This window comes from Clostridium beijerinckii HUN142, from assembly GCF_000621745.1.
In the GTDB taxonomy this organism is placed as follows: domain Bacteria; phylum Bacillota; class Clostridia; order Clostridiales; family Clostridiaceae; genus Clostridium; species Clostridium beijerinckii_A.
The window spans coordinates 323,710-344,045 of the sequence record NZ_JHXK01000008.1; the positions used below are offsets into that span (position 1 = coordinate 323,710).

General features: G+C 29.1%; 18 protein-coding genes, 2 rRNA genes and 1 riboswitch. Of the genes, 3 read left to right on the forward strand and 17 right to left on the reverse strand.

The window, feature by feature from the left end; genetic code table 11:
- Positions 1 to 4: 4 nt before the first annotated feature.
- The 14 genes from T483_RS0103090 to T483_RS0103155 form a co-directional block, all read right to left on the reverse strand.
- Complete coding sequence (locus T483_RS0103090; RefSeq protein ID WP_026885516.1) at positions 5 to 772, reverse strand: formate/nitrite transporter family protein; 768 nt, start codon at positions 770 to 772, stop codon at positions 5 to 7.
- Between the two features lie 80 nt (positions 773 to 852).
- Positions 853 to 1,545 carry a Crp/Fnr family transcriptional regulator gene (locus T483_RS0103095; protein WP_026885517.1) on the reverse strand — a complete coding sequence of 231 codons (693 nt, stop codon included), beginning with the start codon at positions 1,543 to 1,545 and terminating at the stop codon, positions 853 to 855.
- 147 nt (positions 1,546 to 1,692) lie between these two features.
- On the reverse strand, positions 1,693 to 2,373 hold the full coding sequence (locus T483_RS0103100) for a Crp/Fnr family transcriptional regulator (RefSeq protein ID WP_026885518.1): 681 nt from the start codon (positions 2,371 to 2,373) through the stop codon (positions 1,693 to 1,695).
- A 54-nt stretch (positions 2,374 to 2,427) separates the two neighbouring features.
- The gene (locus T483_RS0103105) at positions 2,428 to 2,868 is read right to left on the reverse strand and encodes a MarR family winged helix-turn-helix transcriptional regulator (RefSeq protein ID WP_026885519.1); all 441 of its coding nucleotides are present in this window, start codon (positions 2,866 to 2,868) and stop codon (positions 2,428 to 2,430) included.
- 173 nt (positions 2,869 to 3,041) lie between these two features.
- Positions 3,042 to 3,908 (reverse strand): NAD(P)/FAD-dependent oxidoreductase, encoded by an 867-nt coding sequence (locus tag T483_RS0103110; protein WP_026885520.1) that lies wholly within the window; start codon positions 3,906 to 3,908, stop codon positions 3,042 to 3,044.
- A gap of 126 nt (positions 3,909 to 4,034) precedes the next feature.
- Positions 4,035 to 4,514: a glutathione peroxidase gene (locus tag T483_RS0103115; protein ID WP_026885521.1), complete on the reverse strand. Its 480-nt coding sequence runs from the start codon at positions 4,512 to 4,514 to the stop codon at positions 4,035 to 4,037.
- A gap of 131 nt (positions 4,515 to 4,645) precedes the next feature.
- The gene (trxA, locus tag T483_RS0103120) at positions 4,646 to 4,954 is read right to left on the reverse strand and encodes a thioredoxin (protein WP_026885522.1); all 309 of its coding nucleotides are present in this window, start codon (positions 4,952 to 4,954) and stop codon (positions 4,646 to 4,648) included.
- A 272-nt stretch (positions 4,955 to 5,226) separates the two neighbouring features.
- The gene (locus T483_RS0103125) at positions 5,227 to 5,994 is read right to left on the reverse strand and encodes a hypothetical protein (protein WP_026885523.1); all 768 of its coding nucleotides are present in this window, start codon (positions 5,992 to 5,994) and stop codon (positions 5,227 to 5,229) included.
- A 198-nt stretch (positions 5,995 to 6,192) separates the two neighbouring features.
- Complete coding sequence (locus T483_RS0103130; RefSeq protein WP_026885524.1) at positions 6,193 to 6,951, reverse strand: EFR1 family ferrodoxin; 759 nt, start codon at positions 6,949 to 6,951, stop codon at positions 6,193 to 6,195.
- Positions 6,952 to 7,039: 88 nt separating this feature from the next.
- Positions 7,040 to 8,815 (reverse strand): M3 family oligoendopeptidase, encoded by a 1,776-nt coding sequence (locus T483_RS0103135; protein ID WP_026885525.1) that lies wholly within the window; start codon positions 8,813 to 8,815, stop codon positions 7,040 to 7,042.
- 178 nt (positions 8,816 to 8,993) lie between these two features.
- Positions 8,994 to 11,351 (reverse strand): alpha-xylosidase, encoded by a 2,358-nt coding sequence (gene yicI, locus T483_RS0103140; protein ID WP_026885526.1) that lies wholly within the window; start codon positions 11,349 to 11,351, stop codon positions 8,994 to 8,996.
- A gap of 129 nt (positions 11,352 to 11,480) precedes the next feature.
- Entirely contained in the window at positions 11,481 to 12,308 is an 828-nt protein-coding gene (locus tag T483_RS0103145; RefSeq protein ID WP_011968115.1) for a carbohydrate ABC transporter permease, read from the reverse strand.
- Positions 12,308 to 13,186, reverse strand: coding sequence for a carbohydrate ABC transporter permease (locus T483_RS0103150; RefSeq protein ID WP_026885527.1), 879 nt, complete (start codon positions 13,184 to 13,186; stop codon positions 12,308 to 12,310). Before T483_RS0103150 ends, T483_RS0103145 begins: the two co-directional genes overlap by 1 nt.
- Positions 13,187 to 13,252: 66 nt before the next feature.
- Positions 13,253 to 14,581 (reverse strand): ABC transporter substrate-binding protein, encoded by a 1,329-nt coding sequence (locus T483_RS0103155; protein WP_026885528.1) that lies wholly within the window; start codon positions 14,579 to 14,581, stop codon positions 13,253 to 13,255.
- A gap of 171 nt (positions 14,582 to 14,752) precedes the next feature.
- Between T483_RS0103155 and T483_RS0103160 the strand changes: the two genes are divergently transcribed.
- Both T483_RS0103160 and T483_RS0103165 read left to right on the forward strand, forming a co-directional pair.
- Positions 14,753 to 16,630 carry a cache domain-containing sensor histidine kinase gene (locus T483_RS0103160; protein ID WP_026885529.1) on the forward strand — a complete coding sequence of 626 codons (1,878 nt, stop codon included), beginning with the start codon at positions 14,753 to 14,755 and terminating at the stop codon, positions 16,628 to 16,630.
- Positions 16,608 to 17,378: a response regulator transcription factor gene (locus T483_RS0103165; RefSeq protein WP_026885530.1), complete on the forward strand. Its 771-nt coding sequence runs from the start codon at positions 16,608 to 16,610 to the stop codon at positions 17,376 to 17,378. The genes T483_RS0103160 and T483_RS0103165 overlap by 23 nt, the downstream gene beginning before the upstream one ends.
- Positions 17,379 to 17,579: 201 nt before the next feature.
- On the opposite strand, the gene T483_RS0103170 is transcribed toward T483_RS0103165, so the two are convergent.
- Complete coding sequence (locus tag T483_RS0103170; protein WP_026885531.1) at positions 17,580 to 18,869, reverse strand: O-acetylhomoserine aminocarboxypropyltransferase/cysteine synthase family protein; 1,290 nt, start codon at positions 18,867 to 18,869, stop codon at positions 17,580 to 17,582.
- 196 nt (positions 18,870 to 19,065) lie between these two features.
- A riboswitch (SAM riboswitch) is annotated at positions 19,066 to 19,180 on the reverse strand.
- Positions 19,181 to 19,412: 232 nt separating this feature from the next.
- Between T483_RS0103170 and T483_RS0103175 the strand changes: the two genes are divergently transcribed.
- Entirely contained in the window at positions 19,413 to 19,880 is a 468-nt protein-coding gene (locus tag T483_RS0103175; RefSeq protein WP_026885532.1) for a peroxiredoxin, read from the forward strand.
- A gap of 68 nt (positions 19,881 to 19,948) precedes the next feature.
- Here the strand turns inward: T483_RS0103175 and rrf are convergent.
- Positions 19,949 to 20,065: ribosomal RNA gene (gene rrf / locus T483_RS0103180) — 5S ribosomal RNA — on the reverse strand.
- Positions 20,066 to 20,200: 135 nt separating this feature from the next.
- Positions 20,201 to 20,336, reverse strand: a 23S ribosomal RNA gene (locus tag T483_RS0103185); the annotation flags it as partial.

The window sequence follows — 20,336 nt, forward strand, 5'->3', positions numbered from 1 at the left end:
TCCTTTACTTCTTTTTTGAAATTATATAATAAGGTAATGCTAGAAATACTGCTCCACCAATCATATTTCCAAGTGTTACTACACCTATGTTATACACATAACCCATAACGCTTACACTTGCAGCCCCCGGATTAAGTAACCCAATTGTCAAAAGAGTCATATTAGCAACACTATGTTCAAAACCTGCTGTTATAAATGCAAATAAGCACCAAAATATCATAATAAGCTTAGCTGATTCACTTTTTAATTTAAAACTACACCATGTAGCTAAGCATACTAGTATATTACAAAAAATTCCGCGTACTAATAATGGTAGAAATGGTATACTCATTTTAGCTGCTGATGTTTTTGCAATAAATTCTCCAACAGGTCCAGCTGTAAGTCCTGTAGCATAAAATAAATATCCTGCAATAATGGAACCAACTAAATTTCCTATAAAACAAACTATCCATATGTTAATAGTGTCTGCCCACTTTACTTCTTTTCTTAAAGAAGCAGCTGTCATAATAAAGTTATTTCCTGTAAAAAGTTCTGATCCTGCCATAATTACTAAACTAAGGGCAACTCCAAAGGATACTCCCATGACTATTTTTGTAGCGGGTGATCCACTACCGCCTAATAATCCTCCTATTGTGAATATAAGCATAATTCCCATACCTACATAAAGACCTGCAAGCATTGAACTTATGAAATATCCTAGTTTATTTGTCTTTAATAAATTAACTTTTGCCTTCGCTGCCATAATTACACTGTTAAATTCTTCACAAAACATCCTATAAATTCCCCTTTCATATATACGTTTACTTATAAATCAATTATAAGTTATTATTAATTAAAGCACCGTGATATAAATCACGGTGCTTTAAAAAATTTTGATAATTCATCTTGATCAGTTATTTTAATTTTTTTATTATCATACTTAATTAATTTATTATCCAAAAGTATTTTTAATGATCTGGATACAGTTTCTCTTTTTGAGCCTAGTAAATCTGCTAGATATGTTACACTTATATTCATATTAATGATTACTCCATCATCACACTTAACACCATAATCTCTGCTAAGCTTCCAAAGTTTTGCCGCAAGTTTCTTTTCCATTCTCACTACCCCTGTTGCATTCTTTAGCTGCCTATATAATCTTCTTACTTTCATTGCTAAAGAGCTCATAATATTCTTAGTAAGAATAAAATCTTCCTCCATAATTTTTAAGAATGTAGCTTTATCATAACTTAATATGTAGGATTCCTCAAATATCTCACAATTTATAGATGATGGCAAGTCCTGTATTATTACATCATTAATCATTTTACCTTTACCCAAAATGAATATCACACGTTTATTTCCATTTTCATTCAGTTTATATAGAGATACACTTCCACTTAATACTACGTATAAAGTAGATACTTCTTCCTTATCTCTAAAAAGATGATTTCCAGTCTGATACTTTTTAACCTCTCCAAAATCCTTAAGCTTTTTTAGGGATGCTTTAGAAACACCATTAAATATTTCTAACTCATCTAACTGTTCTTCAGAAATATTTTTCATAAATAACTCCTAATTACTTACCATAAAATTAATAAAATAATATTTATTATAGTAAGCTAACTTAATAATTCTATCATGATACAATTATTTTATATTAATGATTTCTATGTATATCTCTACTTTATAAAATATCAATATGTCCTAATTTTAATCAAATAATTCTGCTTCTAGCTCTTCAATATTTAAAATTTTAATTACATTTCTATCAAACTCAATATAATTTAAATCTCTAAGATTCATTAATTCTCTAGATAAAGATGGCCTAGGAATACCTAATGATGAGGCAATTTCTTCTTTATTTTCTTTCAATTTAACTATTTCGCTTTTTTGAGCCTTTGCCTGTTCCAATATGTAGTTTATCACTTTGTGTTTGATACTTTTAAAAGCTATACTTTTTATTTTAGAATTTAGCATAAATATTTTATTGCTCAATGCGGACATAAAGTTTCCCAATACTCTTTCATCACTTGTACATAATTTCAATATATCTGCTCTGCTTATATAAAGTATGTTACATTCACTAAGAGCTATCACTGTAGATGGATATCTTGATTTTTTGGAGAATACCAATGCTTCACCAAATACATCTCCATTATTTAGTCTTTTTAAAATTATTTGTTTTCCGCTAAGGTATATTCTTTGAATTTCAACTACACCCTCTAATACAAATCCTAAACTATTGCATTCGTCTTCTTCATTTGCAATAATTTCTCCTTTTTTATATGATCTTAAGTGATATCCAATATTTGAAATAAGCTTTTTAATTTCCTCACCACTTAAATCTTGAAAAAATTCATTTCCCTTTAATTTATTAAGTACATCTTCCATTCAGAAATTCCTCCAAAAAATATCGAATCAAACCGTGAACAAAATAGTCCAAAATTATTCCAAAGATTTTAGTAGCTCATCTAAATACCTTTTTAATTCAATAGCAGTTTCACTTGATATGTTAGATTTACATACTATTTGACGTGGTACTTCTAATATGTCATCCTTTAGAAGCCTTCCTTTTTCAGTTAATTCAACAACTACTACTCTATCATCATTTGAATCTCTATATCTTGTTATTAGTCCCATGCCTTCAATTTTCTTTAATAGTGGCGTTAATGTACCAGAATCTAAGTGCAATCTTCTTCCTATATCCTTAACCGTACTCTTTTCATCTTCCCATAATACAAGCATTGCAATATATTGTGTATATGTTAGATTGAATTTATCTAGAATTGGTTTATATAATTTTATTATTTCCCTTGATGCTGCATATAAAGAAAAGCAAACTTGATTGTCTAATTTGATACTTTCATATTTTTTTGATTTATTCATAATTCTTTCTCCTATAACCGCCATATCATTTATATAAATTTAATTTTAACAAACCAAAGTAAGTTTAACTTTTTTACTTTAGTATGTCAATTTTAATATAGCACTTTTCGTCCAATACATAAAGCTTACTTAGACGCAATATTATAGATACATATCTTATCTACATAGCTTTACTATTTTTTAGCAATGGAATCTACATAACTTACTGCTGACAAAGCTGCTATATTTCCTTCTCCAGCTGACTTTATATATTGATATGGCTTTCCAACAATATCACCAGCCGCAAAACATCCTTTAATACTTGTTCTCATTAATCTATCTACCTCAATATGGTTATCAACTATCTTTAATCCTGGTACTAATTGCCCTGGAGAAATACTATCTCTAAGTATAAAAATACCGTCTGTTTCAATTTCAGAATTTTTTAACTTCAGTTTGCTTACTTTATCCTCTCCTATAATTCCAACTGGCATATCATTTATAATTTCTATAGAAGGATCTACCTCAACTTTTTCCTTATACATAGGAATGTAATTTACCTTAGATGCTATTGATGCAATAAAATTAGCCTCTTCTTCCTCATGCTTATTATAAGAAACTATTGTAACTACTTTTCCTCTATATAATGGAGCATCACAAGTTGCGCAATATCCTACTCCTTTTCCAAGAAGTCTTTCTTCTCCATCAAATAATTTTCCATATTCAACACCTGTGGCTAATATTACTGATGTAGCTTCATACATTTTTTCATTTACCATTAAAGCAAAATAGTCTCCCATGGCATATACATTGTTAATTCGCTCTTCAGTTATACTTATATCCATTTCTTCTAAATGTTTATTAAATTCTTCTTGCAATTCTTTACCACTTTTTTTATAAAAACCTAGATAGTTATTTATTTCATGAGCTTTTGCAAGCTTACTAGTAAGTTCCTTATTGCCAAATACTATAAACTTTTTCTTTCTTATTCTCGCATTCAATGCAGCTGACAAACCTGCAGGCCCACTTCCTATTATTGCAATATCATATCTTTCGCTCATCTTTTTTCCTCCATTTACGTATATTTAATTAGACTTCCATTCCCTTTTATAAATCCCTGTATTTAAACTATATAATTATAATATATCTTCTACATTGCTTAATGTCCATTTCAAAAACATAATAATTTAACAATTTAGCAATTTTATAATATCTTCTTTAATTTTTAGCGGTTTTGTTGTTGGCGAGTATCTTTCAATAACTTCTCCATCTTTATTAACTAAAAACTTAGTAAAGTTCCATTTTATATCTTTATTGAATAACCCTCTTTTTTTACTTTTCAAAAATTCATATAACGGATGTGTATTAGTTCCATTTACATCAATTTTCTCAAACATTGTAAAAGTAACTCCATAATTTAATTTACAAAATGAATGTATTTCCTCATTGCTTGATGGATCTTGTTTGGCAAACTGATTACATGGGAAACCCAATATTTCTAATCCCTGATCTTTATATTCCTTATAAATATCTTCTAACTCTTCAAATTGTGGTGTTAATCCGCACTTACTCGCAGTGTTTACTATTAAAACTACTTTTCCTTTATATTCTTCCATTTTTACTTCTTGACCATTCATTTTATTTGCAAAAAAATTATAAAACTCCATACTTATCTCTCCTTATATAATTATAATGTTAAAATAAACTTTACAAAATTAAATTTTATACAACTTATATTCTTAAAATTAAAACATAGTACATTTTGCTGCTGCACTATGTTTTTAATATAAAAATTTTTTTATAGATTACTTGTAATTGCTTCTTGAATTTTTTCTTTTGGTAGAAATCCTATAAGTTGTTCTACTTTTTGCCCATCTTTGAATATTATCATTGTTGGAACACTTGAAATTTGAAACTCATTTGCTAAATCTAAACTTTGATCTATGTCAACTTTAATAAATTTAGCCTTTCCTTCCATTTCGCTTGATAATCCTTCAAGCACTGGAGATAACATTTTACAAGGTCCACACCAAGTTGCAAAAAAATCTACAACTGTAACTCCACTCTCTATTTCATTTTTAAATTCATTAGTATCTACTATTTTCATATTCTATTCCTCCATCTTATAAATTAAACTAAAGTTTTCTAAAACATATCTTTAGCTATTTTAAACTTTTTTTATATTTACTATTCATCACACAAATTTAATTTATATAAATTAAATTTAACTCAACCTTTTATAATCATATTGTACTTTTTATAATATTCATTGTCAATATTTTTATTATTATTTAACTATATAAAAAATCGGCTTAAAATGCAAATATTTCTTTACATTTAAGCCGACTTATTTAAAATATGAAGATTAATCTAAATACTCTATTTCACTATAACTTTAAATTCATCAAAGTTTATCTTATATTCTGTTAACATATCTATAACAGTATCCCTAAAAGAATTTTGTGGAGACTTTTTTTCAACTGGTTTAATTTCTTTCATTACCTTATTAATATTTTTATTTTTTTTATATTTTTTTGTTAGAACTTCAGCTGTTTTTACAAGTAAGTCATCCCAATTTTCAACTTCTATAATATTATTATCTAATTTTATTGCTTTTGGTTCCTTTAATGAAAAATCCTTATATATTTCTATTGCATCTTCATTAATTAAAATATCTTTTAATTCTTTTTTTTCTTCATCTATAGATGCTTCTTTCTTAATCTCTATGAATTCTTTGCTTACTTTGCAAATACTTTCTTCACTAGATTGCATGTTTTTCTCATACTCATCTTGCATCCATTTAATATATTCATTTATATTTTCAACAACACCATATATAGCTATAGATGTATCTCTATGAGCTTTACTTAATTTAAAATCTCTATCTTTTTTAATGATTTCACTTGATTTATCTTCAATGTGATCTATTGTATTTTCTAATATGCTTGCCAAGTTACTCAGACCACTTTGAATTTCAATGGACATAGATGGAAAGTTTTTAATTAAATACTGAATCGTGTCTACATCAAAAAGTGATAAATTTTTCTTTTTAGAAATTCTTTTATCAATTCCTAAATTCTCAATTTTAGTTTCACTAGTCACTTGAACTTCTTTTTCTTGAATATCATCTTTTTTAAAAAAACCCATTACTTGACAACCCCATTCATATATTATTTATATAAATATTTTACCATATTATTACATTTATGTATCAATTTTAGGATTCTTTTATATTATTTTTTTGTAATTTCTACTATTCGATATAATTTAAAGAGTATAGTATATTATACTGGTGTTATAATCAACTCACCTTTCCTTACACTATATTCTTTTAATATCATATATTTATATTAATTCTTCCTTCTTTATATATGGATTTAAATATCTGTTCTTTTTAATTGTAGATTTTCCTATATTTATCGCTTCTTTAGGACATATATTTATACATGCCATACAATCTGTGCATTTACCTAACCATTTTGGTCTATTATCTTCCATCAAAATATTATCTACTGGGCAGACTTTTTTACACATATTACAGCTAATGCATTTCTCATTTACATTAAAGTTTTTGTCTTTATTTCTATAAAAATCTTTCCATATCTTATATGTCAAATTTCCAATTCCAGCTTTAAAGTTAATTTCTTTAGTATCTCTTCTCTTGATTGACTCTATAAAATCGGCTATCTTACTTTCATTTTCTTTTATAGTTTCCTCAGCTCTAACTTTAGTAGGATTTCTACCTGCTCGTATATAATTAGAAATGTACCTAAGTGTGCAATAACTACTTATTTTAACATTACTTTTTAATAATTTATTAATTTGAATAAAGCTAGTATTTGCTCCGCCTCCTCCTGTAACTCCAATTGCAAAAATATATGCATCTTGATTTATCTTTAACTTTGAGATAAATTCATTAACAACAATCGGTAGTCCTGAACAGTGGATTGGATATATAAATCCAATAATATCTTCGCAAATTTCAAGCTTGTTTTCTTTTAATGCCTTACTCATAGACACCAATTCGCAATTTTCAAAACTTTCTTTTATTATTTTTGCTACATACAACGAATTACCAGTAGATGTATTATAAAATATCTTCATTTAATATTACTCCTCTAACCCCTACTATATCTATTGTTCATCAAATAAAAATATATTTATTTGATGAATAATTCCATGAAAACTTTTCTTATTTATTACTAAGATCTATAAATTCTTCTATATCCTCTTCTATAGTTTTTAAAGAATTTCTCCAGAATTCTGTATCATTTATATCTATGCCCATAACTTTTGCTACATCGGCTATTTTATTTTTTCCTGTAATTGAAAGCAATTTTTCATAATCTTTTGAAAAAGTTTTTCCCTTTTTTAAATATTCAGCATATAATCCTTTTGCAAATAATAATCCAAACGCATAAGGAAAATTATAATAATTATACTCCGCATCATAATAATGAGGTTTCCAAGTCCACATGTATGGATGTAAAAAATCAGGATCTAATCCATCTCCATATGCTTCTCTTTGAGCATTCAGCATAAGACCCTTTATTTCATCAACACTTAATGAACTCTCTTTTCTAGCTTCAAAAAGTGATTTTTCAAATAGGAATCTAGAGTATATATCAACAATAACTTGAGTGCAATCGCTAATTTCAGTTTCAAGGATTGCTAAGGCTTCATTCTTAGAAGCATCTTTTATTGCTGCCTTTTTTATTATTGTTTCACAAAATGTAGATGCGGTTTCTGCTATCGGCATTGGATAATCTGAATTTAACGTAGTCTCATTATTTAAACACTCTCCGTGAAAACCATGACCTAATTCATGGGCAAGAGTTACTACATCTCCAAAATTATCGCCATAGTTTAGGAGTATTCTACTCTCTCCATTGAAATGTAGATTCTCGCAAAAAGCTCCACCTACTTTTCCTTCCTTTGGTTTCACATCTATCCAATGATTATCAATTGCTTTCCTTGCAAAATCTCCTAGGTTGTCACTAAATGTTCTGAAGTTTTTTTCAACAAATTTAGTACCTTCTTCGTATGTAAACTTCATATCTGCTTCGCAAACAGGTGCATATAAATCATAAAATGGTAGTCCGTTTTTATGACCTAACATTTCACCTTTTCTTCTCAAGTATTTTCTAAATACCGGAAGACTTTCTTTCATAGCTAAAAACATTGCCTCTAAAGACTCTTCACTCATTCTTGAGTCTATAAGTGTTTTTTCAAGTGGAGATTTATATCCCCTAAAATCACAAACTGTTAACACTTCACCCTTTATTCCATTTAATGCTGCAGCTACACCTTCTTCTATTTTTTTATAAGATTTTATTTCTGCTTCATATGCTTTTTTTCTTACAGTTGCATCCTTATCATAGGCCATATTTAAAACCATTGTTAATGGTATATGCTTAATTTCATTATCTTCTTCAATTTCTACTAATAATGTGGAAATCAAATTATCCTTAAGTTTCACCCATGCATTTGAACCTGTATTTTTCATATTAGCAATTATACTTTCTTCCTTATCGCTGAGCAAATATTGACTTTGTTCAACTATATTTTTTAACATAAATTCATGTTCTTTAAGCAGTTTAGATTTACTTATTATTTCCTCCAAGCTATCTATACTACTAATATATCTTTCAAACTTAACTGAACTTCCAATTAGATTTGTTAATTTCTTTTCTAAAATATCTGAATACCTCAATGCATTCTTATCTTTTGTATTTACACTTAAGCTTAGATTGATAAAAATGCTAATTCTACTAGATAAGTCTGTTACTTTTGTAAATTTATTTATATAGTCTTCTAATTTTTCTACTAAGTTATCTTTATTTTTAGTTACTTCTGATGCCCATTTATTGATTTCTTCAATAATATCTGTTAATTTATTTAAGTCTTGTTTAAATTCATCACTATCAAAAGATGGATATACTTCTTTTAAACTCCAATTTAATTCCATAAATATTCACTCCAAGTCTGTATTTATATTTTTCCTAATTTTATTATATACCATTATAATATCAATTATAGGCTATAAAATATTCATTATATAATAAAAATCTAGAAGTTAACTAATAATAATTTTAGTTTACCCTCTAGATTTTCACTGATACTATATGTGCTTTATATTGAAATTGTTATATGGTAAATTCTAATTTACAATTACATTTGCAATTTCCATCTGTAAATTTAATTATTGTATCCTCTCCTTGATGAATAAGTACTCCATTATCAACATTTTCTATATTAGAAAGTTTCTTAAGTACTAAAGACCATTCTCCTTCAGTGCCTATAGATTCAATAATAATACTTTTTTCATTTTTGGTGACTTCCACTTCAAGAACTTTGTTACCTTTCATGTCTATGACACTTGTGGCTGTTTTCTTATTTTCTTTCAATTCATAGGCCAAAATTGATACACACTCTCTATAATTGTAGTCCGGCTTAGAACTTTCATTTCCAACAGCAATCAAACTATTTTCTTTAACCATCATAGGTACACTTAAGTAATCATGTCTTTCTCTAATCCATCTTCCACCCTTATATTTCTTTCCGCTTATGAAGTTAGTCCAAATTCCTTCTGGTAAATAGTAATTTGCTTCTCCTTCATCATTAAATATCGGTGCAACTAAAATAGAATCTCCAAGCATATATTGTTTATCTAAGTAATTGCAAGATAAATCGTCTTGGAATTCTAACACCATAGCTCTCATAACTGGAATTCCTTTTTTTGATGCATTATATGATATATTATATAAATAAGGCATTATGCTGCATTTAAGTTTAGTAAAAAATCTAACTACATCGCAAGCTTCCTCATCATAAAGCCATGGTACTCTATAAGAACTGCTTCCATGTAATCTACTATGGGAAGATAGCAATCCAAATGCAACCCATCTCTTATAAACATCAGCTGTTGCAGTACTCTCAAAGCCTCCTATATCATGACTCCAAAATCCAAAACCAGACAGGCAAAGTGATAATCCACCTCTTAAGCTTTCTGCCATTGATTCATAATTTGCTTCACAATCTCCTCCCCAATGTACTGGAAATTGTTGTCCTCCAACAGTAGCTGATCTTGCAAATACTGCTGCCTCATCGTCTCCTAAATTTTCTTTTAAAGTCTCAAATACCACCTTATTATATATTTGAGTATAATAATTGTGCATTTTATATGGATCTGATCCATCGAAATATTCAACCTCTGTTGGTATACGTTCACCAAAATCAGTCTTAAAGCAGTCTACTCCCATATCGATTAATTCTTTAAGCTTACCTGAATACCATTTGCATGCATCTGGATTTGTAAAATCTACAATTCCCATTGCAGGCTGCCATAAATCCCATTGCCACACGTCACCATTAGGTTTCTTTATCAAATATCCGTGTTCCATGCCTTCATCAAATAACTTTGACTCTTGAGCAATATATGGATTTATCCAAACACATATTTTTAATCCTTTTTCCTTTAATCTTGTAAGCATTCCCTTTGGATCTGGGAATACTCTGCTATCCCATTCAAAATTACACCAATTAAAATCTTTCATCCAAAAGCAATCAAAATGAAATACTCTAAGTGGCAGATCTCTATCTGCCATGCCATCAACAAAACTATTAACCGTTTCTTCATCATAATTTGTAGTGAAAGATGTTGTTAACCATAATCCAAATGACCACGCTGGTGGAAGTGCTGGTTTACCTGTTAGTGTTGTATAATTTTCAACTACTTCTTTCATTGATTCTCCACCAATTATGAAGTAATCTAGATATTCTCCAGGAACGCTAAATTGAACTTTAGTGACTTTTTCTGAACCAACTTCAAAAGATACCCTTTCAGGATGATTTACAAATACCCCATATCCTTTATTAGTCATATAAAATGGTATGTTTTTATATGACTGCTCTGTACTTGTTCCTCCATCTTCATTCCATATATCTATGCTTTGACCATTCTTTACTAGAGGGGTAAACCTTTCTCCAAGTCCATAAACCAATTCCCCTACGGATAATTGTAATTCTTCCTTCATGAAGACTCCTTCTTCTGGAACCTTCATAAAGACTCTTTCTTCAGCAGTATTAACATATGCTAGTCCTCTTGGCATACTAGACGTTAGCTTTTTATCCCTTTTATAAAAGCTCATTTGAAATACATCTTTATCTATTACAGCTTTAAGATCTCCTGATTTAAATATTATATTTTTTTCATTTTCTTCTATTAAACTATTAACCTCTTCATCTTTATAAATTTCAAAGTTTGGAGACTTTTTTTGTTGTCCCATAAAATGATATGCCCTAACTCTTATTACATTTTTCATTGGCGAAGAGATTTTATATGTTATAACTGGCCCTTTTAATGTATCTCCTCGTTGGTTTATCTTATTGCATGGTGTATAAAGAGTTAAAACATCCTCTTCTATTTTAGTACTATAAACTTCTTGAGGGCTAAATATCTGATATCCCGGCTTGTCTAGCCAGCAGCCATTGCTAAATTTCATATTAATACACGCTCCTACTCTGTTTCCTAAATAAGCTTTTGTCTTTAGGAACTTTATAAATTCTATTATTTTATTTATTCTTTCTATTTAAACTATGCTAAATTATCTAACTATAACATTCCTGTTCTATTAGCCTTTTACAGATCCTGCTGAAACACCACCAACTATATATTTTTGCCCTAATATAAATATAATTAATACAGGTAACAATGTTAATATTATATCAGCACTAACTAAATTCCATGAATTTTCAAATGCTCCGAAGAAATTATAAACAGCTAATGTCATCGGCCATTTTGCAGAATTATTTAAATAATATAAAGGCATTGTAAAGTCATTCCAAACAACCATAAAATTCAAAACAAATAAAGTTGAAATAATCGGTTTTAATAATGGAAGTATTATTTTTATAAATAATCTAATTGGTCCACACCCATCAATAACAGCTGCTTCATCAATCTCTCTAGGAATTGTTGAGATAAATCCATATGATAAAAACAAGCTAAGAGGAATATTAATTGCTGCATAAACAAGAATAATACCTAACCTAGTATTTACAAGATTTAATGCTTGCAAAACTTTCATTAACGCAACGTTGTTAATAGGTATAGCTATACCAGAAAGGATAAAGTAATATATAAAATTATTAATACCTTTACGATTTCTTGCAATAACAAACGCTGCTGCTGCTACTACAATTACAATTATTAAAACACTACAAGTAGCATATAAAAGGCTGTTTAAAAACGATGAGACCAATTTTCCCTGTTCGATTACTGTTTTATAGTTTGCAAATACCCATTCTTTAGGCAGAGAAAGGGACATTTTATTGGATTCACCTTGAGTCTTAAAAGAATTAAGGAATAAAACTACCATTGGTATTAGTACTAATAAACTTATAAAAATTGTTACTATATTGGCTGCTACACTTCCAATTGACTTCTTTAAAGTGACCATTATGCATCTACCTCCTTATTTTCCATGGATTTAATAATGAAATATACTAATAGCAATAATCCAAAGAATAATATACTCGATAATGTAGTACCCATTGCATAATTTCCTTTAGAAAATTCCTTATACACTGCTGTGTTAATTACCCCTGTTGCATTACCTGGCCCTCCATTTGTTAATGAATAAATCATATCAAATACTCTAAATCCATATGTTACATTTAATATTGTTACATTTATAATAATTGGTTTTAATAATGGCAAGGTTATTAAACGGAACTTTTGCCAGAAACTAGCACCATCAATATTTGCCGCTTCATAATAATCAGGAGAAATAGACATCAATCCTGCAATAATTACAACCATTATGTACCCCATACCCTTCCAAGTATCTACAGACATGACAGTTGCAAAAACAATTTTTAAATCAGTCAGCCAGTTCATAGCCAAGAAATCCATTCCTACAGATTTAAGAAAAATATTTACAAATCCTGTATCTGGATGTAGCATACTTTTGAAAACAAGTCCTACTACTAAATAAGACATTACTTGAGGAGAAAAGATAACCATTCTATGAAAGTTTTTTAGTTTGATAAATTTTTGTGTTAATAGTAGAGCTAAAGCTAGGCCAACTACAGTTTTCATGATTGTTGTAACTGTAGTAAATAATACCGTATTCCACAAATATGCACGGTATTCCGGTTTCCCCTTAAATACTTCAGCATAATTTTTGAATCCTATAAAATTGATCTTGTCCGTAAAATTGTTCCAATCTGTAAATGAATAAAATATACCTATAATTCCTGGTAAAAAGCAAAGTAAGAAAAATATTAATAGAGCCCCGCTTGTAAAGTACCACGGATATAATTTTTTTCTGTCCATTCAAATCCCTCCATTTTAATAAAATAAGGTTTCAAAAGGAGAAACCTTATTTTCATATAACCGTAATTATTTATCCCAATCAGGATCTTTTTGTAATTTAGCTTGTTCTGTTCTTCTATTCATAATTGTTTCTAATACTTGCTTTGGAGTTGATGAACCACTATACATAGCCTCTAAGTCTTTTCCAATATCCATCCATTGGCTGTCAATATATTTAACGCCAGCTTGCATAACCATTCCTTTTTGCAATGAATCAATGTATGCTTGGTCCTCTTTTGAATATTTTGATTTTACTTCAGGCCAGCATAATTCTGATAATCCTGGTTGTCCATCTAAACGCTTTTGTAAATTCTCAGGTCTTGCTAGGAAATCAAAGAATTTCTTTGCTTCTTCTACATGCTTTCCATTTTTATTTATAAAATATGCATTACTTGCAGGATTCACACCAATTGTTTGGTTATCTCCCCAAGGCATTGCAAATATACCTAACTTATTAACGTCAAAATCAGGGAAATCCGATTTCACTTCATTTCTCCATGCTGATTCTGCTATAAACATTGCAGCTTTTCCTTTTGCCATTGCTTCTTTTGCATTTTCTACTGAATTACTTAAGTAATTATCTCCATAAAAACCTAAATCAGCACATTCTTTTAATTCATTGATTATAGTTTGTAATTCAGGTATAGAATCTAAATCAACTTCATTCTTATTAAGCTTATTATATAAGTCTGGATGCTTTTGTTGATACATTGCTCCTGTTTCAAATAATGGAAGTACTTGATGCCATCCATTTTGAGTTCCTTCATAAATTGGGGTAACTCCTGAGTCTTTTATTTTTTGACATACATTTTTGAATTCTTGATAATTAGTTGGTATTTTCAAACCTAATTTTTCAAATATCTCTTTATTGTAAACATAGAAATACATTTTTTTACCTGGGAAGGTAATACCATAAACTTTGCTATTGTATGAGATTGAAGGAAGAACATTAGGGTCCATTCTCTTTACCCATTCTTCACTTGATACATCTAATACATATTTTTCAGGATTAACTCTTGTTACTAGATTTAAAGGATCGGCATCCGCGCAGAAAATATCTGGAGCCTCACCAGAATCCAATTTTACTTTAAGTAAATCACGCCATTGAGCATCCGGAGAAATTTGAAAATCAATTTTAATTCCTGTTTCTTTTTCAAAATCTTTTGCCAAGTCTTGTACAACACCAGATGTTGGAAGCCCTGATTGATGAGATCCAAATGTTAATGTAACTGAATCTCCACTTCCCGATGCACTTTTACTTCCATCTCCACTGCTGCTTCCACACCCTACAAAAGCACTCCCTATCAGTACTGTCATACAAACCGTACTGACTAATTTTAATAAACGTTTACTCATTAACTATACCCCCATTAATATAAATATTTGGTGCATATTTCTGATATGCTTTACATTGGCTACATGCTTATAATATCACTAAGTATATTAATTAGACATAGATAAAAAAGAACTCCGTTTTGCACTTTTTTGAACATTATTATATAATGTGTTTTGGAGAGGAGGATTATAATGAATTATAAATTACGTTATTCTCAAAAGACATACTTATTTTCTATTTATGGGTTACTAGTAGCCTTATTATTGTTTTTATTCTTTCTTTGTTTTTATTACTTTTATAGTGATAATATTTACAAAACAGCCAAAACGAAATCTGAAACTATTAGTGCCTCTATTCATAAATCAGTATCAACCGAATTAAATAATATGTCCACAATATCCATGAATATTGTTTACTCAAATGCTATAAAAAAGAATTTTACTAGTTTTACACATAATAACACAGATACAATAAATCTCGAACATTTTACTCAATCTAGAGAAAACGTTTTAGCTATATATGATATTATTACTGCTATAATCGGTCCCTTTCAATCAGCCAGTCAAGTTAATCTTTATACACAAAATGGAATATGTATAGGATCAGGTTTCTTTCAAGGAGTAATAAATGTAGATTTGAATACTGTACCATGGTATAAGGATACATTGGATAAGAATGGTGAAAAAAATATTTTCCTTACTGATAAATTATCGTACTCCCCTACTAAGATTGAAAATATGTCAAACCACCACTATCTTTCACTTTCACGTGTATTCTTTAATAGGAATAATGAACCAGAAGGTATTGTTGAAGTAGTACAGGATTGCAATACTGTATTCTCTCTAATCTCAGAGTTAAAGAAAAAAAATCCTTCAACATCGTTCTATATATACAATGAACATAATGAATTGGTTTACCCTTATTCAACTGTTCCAGAAGATAATATAAACTATACCACCACTATACAAGAACATAGTTTAAGTCCATCAGTTGGATATTTTATTAACATAGATGATAAACATGATGTACTAATGTCTTATCAAAAAATTGATTCATACAATTGGACAATCATTGCCGTTGAACCTAAGGATGTTGTTTTTAGGTCATTACACTCGTTTAAAGAAAGTTTTATTATTATAGCTATAATTTCAATCGCTTTTACATTATTTTTATGTTTTATAATTTCAAGTAGATTAACACAACCTTTAAGTACTTTAACCAATTCTACGAAGATGGTCACTATAGACAGAGTATTAAATGAAAATGAAACTCTATTAGTTCCAATTAATAGTAATATACTTGAAATTTCTGAGCTCTATCAATCGTTTTGTGATATGTATGAAAAATTAAGAGATTCTTCTCATGAAATTTTATTATTAAAATCAGAAGAAACTCGTGCAAAACTACAAGCGACCCAATCTCTTATTAATCCACACTTTTTATATAACAGTTTAACAAATATAAGTATCATGGCTGAAGAAGATATGAATAGCGAAATAATTAATATATGTCATGCATTGTGTGATTATTTCCGTTATATTACAACATGCGATGAAACTGCTGTTCCTTTATCTTTAGAAATATCATATACAGAAAAGTATATTGAATGTATGAAGATGCGATATGGAAGTGATTTTATATATACTTCAAATATTGATGAATCAACAAAGAACATTTTAATTCCTAAACTAATAATACAACCTATAGTAGAAAATGCTTTTAAATATGGCTTTAGCTCCTCACCACCTTGGATTTTAGATATCAAATCTTCTATAGCAAATGATAAAAAGTGGCTTATATATATCGAAGATAATGGTGGTTGTTTAAGTGATGAAGATAAAAAGAAATTATTATCTAATCTCTATAATTTAAACAGAACTAAAGAACTAAAATCATTAAGAATTGGTGGAATGGGACTTAAAAATGTATATCTAAGATTACAACTTTTATATGGTAATGAAGCTATATTTTCGATTGATAATTCTCAAAAAAATAAAACAATTTTTATAATCGGTGGGCCCATACATCTAAATAAGGAGGATTTTTATGAGCAATACACACACATATAAACTTATTGTCGTTGAAGATGAGCATCTTATACGACAAAATATAATAAAAAAAATTAATTCTTTATCTATTCCTTTTGAATTAGTGGGCGAAGCTAGCAATGGAGAAATTGCCCTTCCCCTCATAGAGCAACTATGTCCCTCTCTAGTTATTACCGACATAAGAATGCCTCAATATGATGGATTAGAATTAATTAAATATCTCTACAAAAATCATCCTCATATAAAGACTATAGTATTAAGCGGATACAATGATTTTAAATATGCTCAGACTGCATTAAAATATGGTGTTAAGGATTTTTTATTAAAACCAGTGAAAATTGAGGAACTTAGCACTGCTTTACAAAGTATTCTTGTTATGCTTGAATCTGAAAATAAAGAATTCTCTTCATTTTCAATTGATCACCACAGCCTAAAGCCCGAAAGCTTAAGCCAACTGCTTGAGAATTATTTACTTAATAACTATGCTTCTGTAACATCTATAACTGAAATTTCTGAGAAATTTGGATTCACAAATGAATATATAAGTAAAATTTTTAAGAAATATACTGGAGTAACTCCTATAAAATATATAACTAGGATTCGTATTAATGAAGCCAAACAACTTTTAATTAATCAACCTGACTTGGAAATAAAAAAAGTTGGCGAATTAATTGGCTATAGAGATGCCTTTTATTTTAGTAGAGTATTTAAATCTAATGTAGGTGTGTATCCTAGTGATTACAGAATAAAACATTTAAATTCTAATTAATAATTCCATATTTTTTTCATAATATTTTGTTTTACACCATATTAATTACTATCATGAATTTATCACTCCAAATAAAAAATAGAAGGCAAACTATTATATTAATTGTTTACCTTCTATTCTTAAGTAATTGAACTATACTCTTAATCTATCAAAAACTTTTCCTAGAATTAAATTACGTTCATATTTTCTTCATTATAACTTCTAACTTTCAAATGCTTGAGATAAATCATAAATTATATCATCAATATGTTCTGTTCCAATGGAAAGACGGATTGTATTTGGTTTAATTCCTGATTCAGCTAATTCAGTTTCATTCATTTGTGAATGTGTTGTACTCGCTGGGTGAATTACTAATGATTTAACATCAGCTACATTTGCAAGTAGTGAGAATATTTGTAGTTTATCAATAAATTCCTGTGCTTCTTTTGCTCCACCCTTAATTTCAAAAGTAAATATAGAACCTGCTCCTTTAGGAAAATACTTTTTATATAAAGCATTATCAGCACTCTCTGGTAGTGATGGGTGATTAACACTTTCAACCTTCGGATGATTCTTTAAAAATTCTACAACTTTTAGAGCATTCTCAACATGACGTTCAACTCTAAGTGAAAGAGTTTCTAAACCTTGTAATAATATAAATGCATTAAATGGACTTATGCATGCACCTGTATCTCTTAATAAAATAGCACGAATTCTTGTCACATATGCTGCAGCTCCAACTGCTTCTGCAAACTTAATTCCATGATAACTTGGGTCTGCTTCTGATAATTGTGAAAACTTTCCTGAACCTATCCAATCAAATTTTCCCGAATCTACGATAACTCCACCTAATGATGTACCATGTCCACCTATAAATTTAGTTGCTGAATGAACAACTATATCTGCCCCATGTTCAATTGGTCTAAATAAGTATGGTGTTCCAAATGTGTTGTCCACTATTAGTGGTATTTTATGCTTATGTGCAATTTCTGCTAATGCTTGAACATCTAAAATATTTGAGTTTGGATTTCCAAGTGATTCAATTAAAATTGCTTTCGTATTATCTTGAATTGCATTTTCAAAATTTGATAGGTCAGATGGATCTACAAATGTTGTTGTAACACCGTTTGTAGGAAATGTATGTGCTAACAAATTATAAGATCCTCCATATATAGTTTTTTCTGCAACTATGTGATCACCAGCTTTAGTTATATTTTGCAATGAATATGTTATTGCCGCTGCTCCAGATGCTACTGCAAGAGCTGCTACTCCACCTTCTAACGCTGCAACACGTTTTTCAAAAACATCTTGTGTAGAGTTTGTTAAACGGCCATATATATTTCCAGCATCAGCTAGTCCAAATCTTGCTGCTGCATGTGCAGAATTTTTAAATACATATGAAGTTGTTTGATAAATTGGCACTGCTCTAGAATCTGTTGCTGAATCTGGTTGTTCTTGCCCTACATGAAGTTGAAGTGTTTCAAATTTTAATTTTCTTTCTTGATTACTCATAATTTGTTGCCCCCATTTTATATAATTTTTATTTTTTCTAATATATTTACTATGATTTGTACGTTACCCTAATTTTTTAGATATCAATACTTAGCTTTGAATTTTATCATAATCCTAGAGAAATATACAAATAATTAGACGTTTAGAGAATAAAAAAGCTACTTTCTAGATAAGAAAGTAGCAAAAAATATGTACATTCTTATCTTTCAGATAAAATATCTGCAGGAATTAGCACCTTAAATTAAAATAGAACTTTTAATTCAGGTTGCTAGGCATCATAGGGCCAGTCCCTCCGCCTTTCTTGATAAAAATTATTATATTATATTATTCTTAGTTGTTTACTATGATATAAAGTATACATTTTATTGCCATATATGTCAACAGTATTTTAAATTTTATGTGTATTTTTTATCAATTAGTTATTTTATCTAGAATTCACAGTCATATATTCTAAATAAACCCAGTCGCAATATTTCTTTTCTACTTTACAAATATTTAATCTTGATAGATAATAATTATTATAAAAGACATGGAGGTAATAAAATGGAAAGTTTAACTTTAGAAGAAGGAATGAAAGCTCCTGATTTTACATTAGTAGGATCTGATAAAAAAGAACATAAATTAAGTGATTATTTAAATAAAAAAGTCATCTTGTACTTTTACCCTAAAGATAATACTCCTGGCTGTTCACAAGAAGCACAAGATTTTAAAGATGGTTTGGATGATTTTGAAATGAAAAATGCTGTTATTTTAGGTATAAGCAGAGATTCTCTAGCATCTCATGATAAATTTATTGCCAAATATGAATTGCCCTTCATTCTTCTTTCAGATGAAAAAGAGGAGGTATGTAATCTCTACGGCGTATTAAAGGAAAAAAATATGTTTGGGAAAAAATCCATAGGTATTGAAAGAAGTACATTCGTAATAGATGAAAATGGGATTATATCAAAGATTTATAGGAAAGTTAAAGTTGCAGGACATATAGAGCAATTAAAATGTTCTATACAATAATTTAATTATTTAAAATATTTTATGATAATAAATAAAAAAGATAGTTATTACAACTATCTTTTTTGCTTACCTCGCAACGTCCTACTCTGCCACACAGTCTCCCATGCAGTACCATCGGCGCTATAGACCTTAACTTTCCTGTTCGGAATGGGAAGGAGTGTTACCTCTATGCCATCATCACGAGATGCTAGTTCATTCCAAATCTTTGATTTGGCCTCATGAACTGTACTCCTCAACTTCGTTGAGCGAGTTTCCTTTGAAAAAACTTTGTTCTTTCAAAATTGCACACAGTTTTTTTAATGTATTACAACTTGACTATATTGGTCAAGCCCTCGACCTATTAGTATCAGTCAGCTAAATATGTTACCATACTTACACCTCTGACCTATCAACCTTGTAGTCTTCAAGGGGTCTTACTAGCTTATGCTATGGGAAATCTCATCTTGAGGTGGGCTT

Excerpts from the sequence above, each read along its gene's own strand:
- T483_RS0103090 (WP_026885516.1), bottom strand. The coding sequence starts at position 772 with ATGTTTTGTGAAGAATTTAACAGTGTAATTATGGCAGCGAAGGCAAAA.
- T483_RS0103095 (WP_026885517.1), bottom strand. The coding sequence starts at position 1,545 with ATGAAAAATATTTCTGAAGAACAGTTAGATGAGTTAGAAATATTTAAT.
- T483_RS0103100 (WP_026885518.1), bottom strand. The coding sequence starts at position 2,373 with ATGGAAGATGTACTTAATAAATTAAAGGGAAATGAATTTTTTCAAGAT.
- T483_RS0103105 (WP_026885519.1), bottom strand. The coding sequence starts at position 2,868 with ATGAATAAATCAAAAAAATATGAAAGTATCAAATTAGACAATCAAGTT.
- T483_RS0103110 (WP_026885520.1), bottom strand. The coding sequence starts at position 3,908 with ATGAGCGAAAGATATGATATTGCAATAATAGGAAGTGGGCCTGCAGGT.
- T483_RS0103115 (WP_026885521.1), bottom strand. The coding sequence starts at position 4,514 with ATGGAGTTTTATAATTTTTTTGCAAATAAAATGAATGGTCAAGAAGTA.
- trxA (WP_026885522.1), bottom strand. The coding sequence starts at position 4,954 with ATGAAAATAGTAGATACTAATGAATTTAAAAATGAAATAGAGAGTGGA.
- T483_RS0103125 (WP_026885523.1), bottom strand. The coding sequence starts at position 5,994 with ATGGGTTTTTTTAAAAAAGATGATATTCAAGAAAAAGAAGTTCAAGTG.
- T483_RS0103130 (WP_026885524.1), bottom strand. The coding sequence starts at position 6,951 with ATGAAGATATTTTATAATACATCTACTGGTAATTCGTTGTATGTAGCA.
- T483_RS0103135 (WP_026885525.1), bottom strand. The coding sequence starts at position 8,815 with ATGGAATTAAATTGGAGTTTAAAAGAAGTATATCCATCTTTTGATAGT.
- yicI (WP_026885526.1), bottom strand. The coding sequence starts at position 11,351 with ATGAAATTTAGCAATGGCTGCTGGCTAGACAAGCCGGGATATCAGATA.
- T483_RS0103145 (WP_011968115.1), bottom strand. The coding sequence starts at position 12,308 with ATGGTCACTTTAAAGAAGTCAATTGGAAGTGTAGCAGCCAATATAGTA.
- T483_RS0103150 (WP_026885527.1), bottom strand. The coding sequence starts at position 13,186 with ATGGACAGAAAAAAATTATATCCGTGGTACTTTACAAGCGGGGCTCTA.
- T483_RS0103155 (WP_026885528.1), bottom strand. The coding sequence starts at position 14,581 with ATGAGTAAACGTTTATTAAAATTAGTCAGTACGGTTTGTATGACAGTA.
- T483_RS0103160 (WP_026885529.1), top strand. The coding sequence starts at position 14,753 with ATGAATTATAAATTACGTTATTCTCAAAAGACATACTTATTTTCTATT.
- T483_RS0103165 (WP_026885530.1), top strand. The coding sequence starts at position 16,608 with ATGAGCAATACACACACATATAAACTTATTGTCGTTGAAGATGAGCAT.
- T483_RS0103170 (WP_026885531.1), bottom strand. The coding sequence starts at position 18,869 with ATGAGTAATCAAGAAAGAAAATTAAAATTTGAAACACTTCAACTTCAT.
- T483_RS0103175 (WP_026885532.1), top strand. The coding sequence starts at position 19,413 with ATGGAAAGTTTAACTTTAGAAGAAGGAATGAAAGCTCCTGATTTTACA.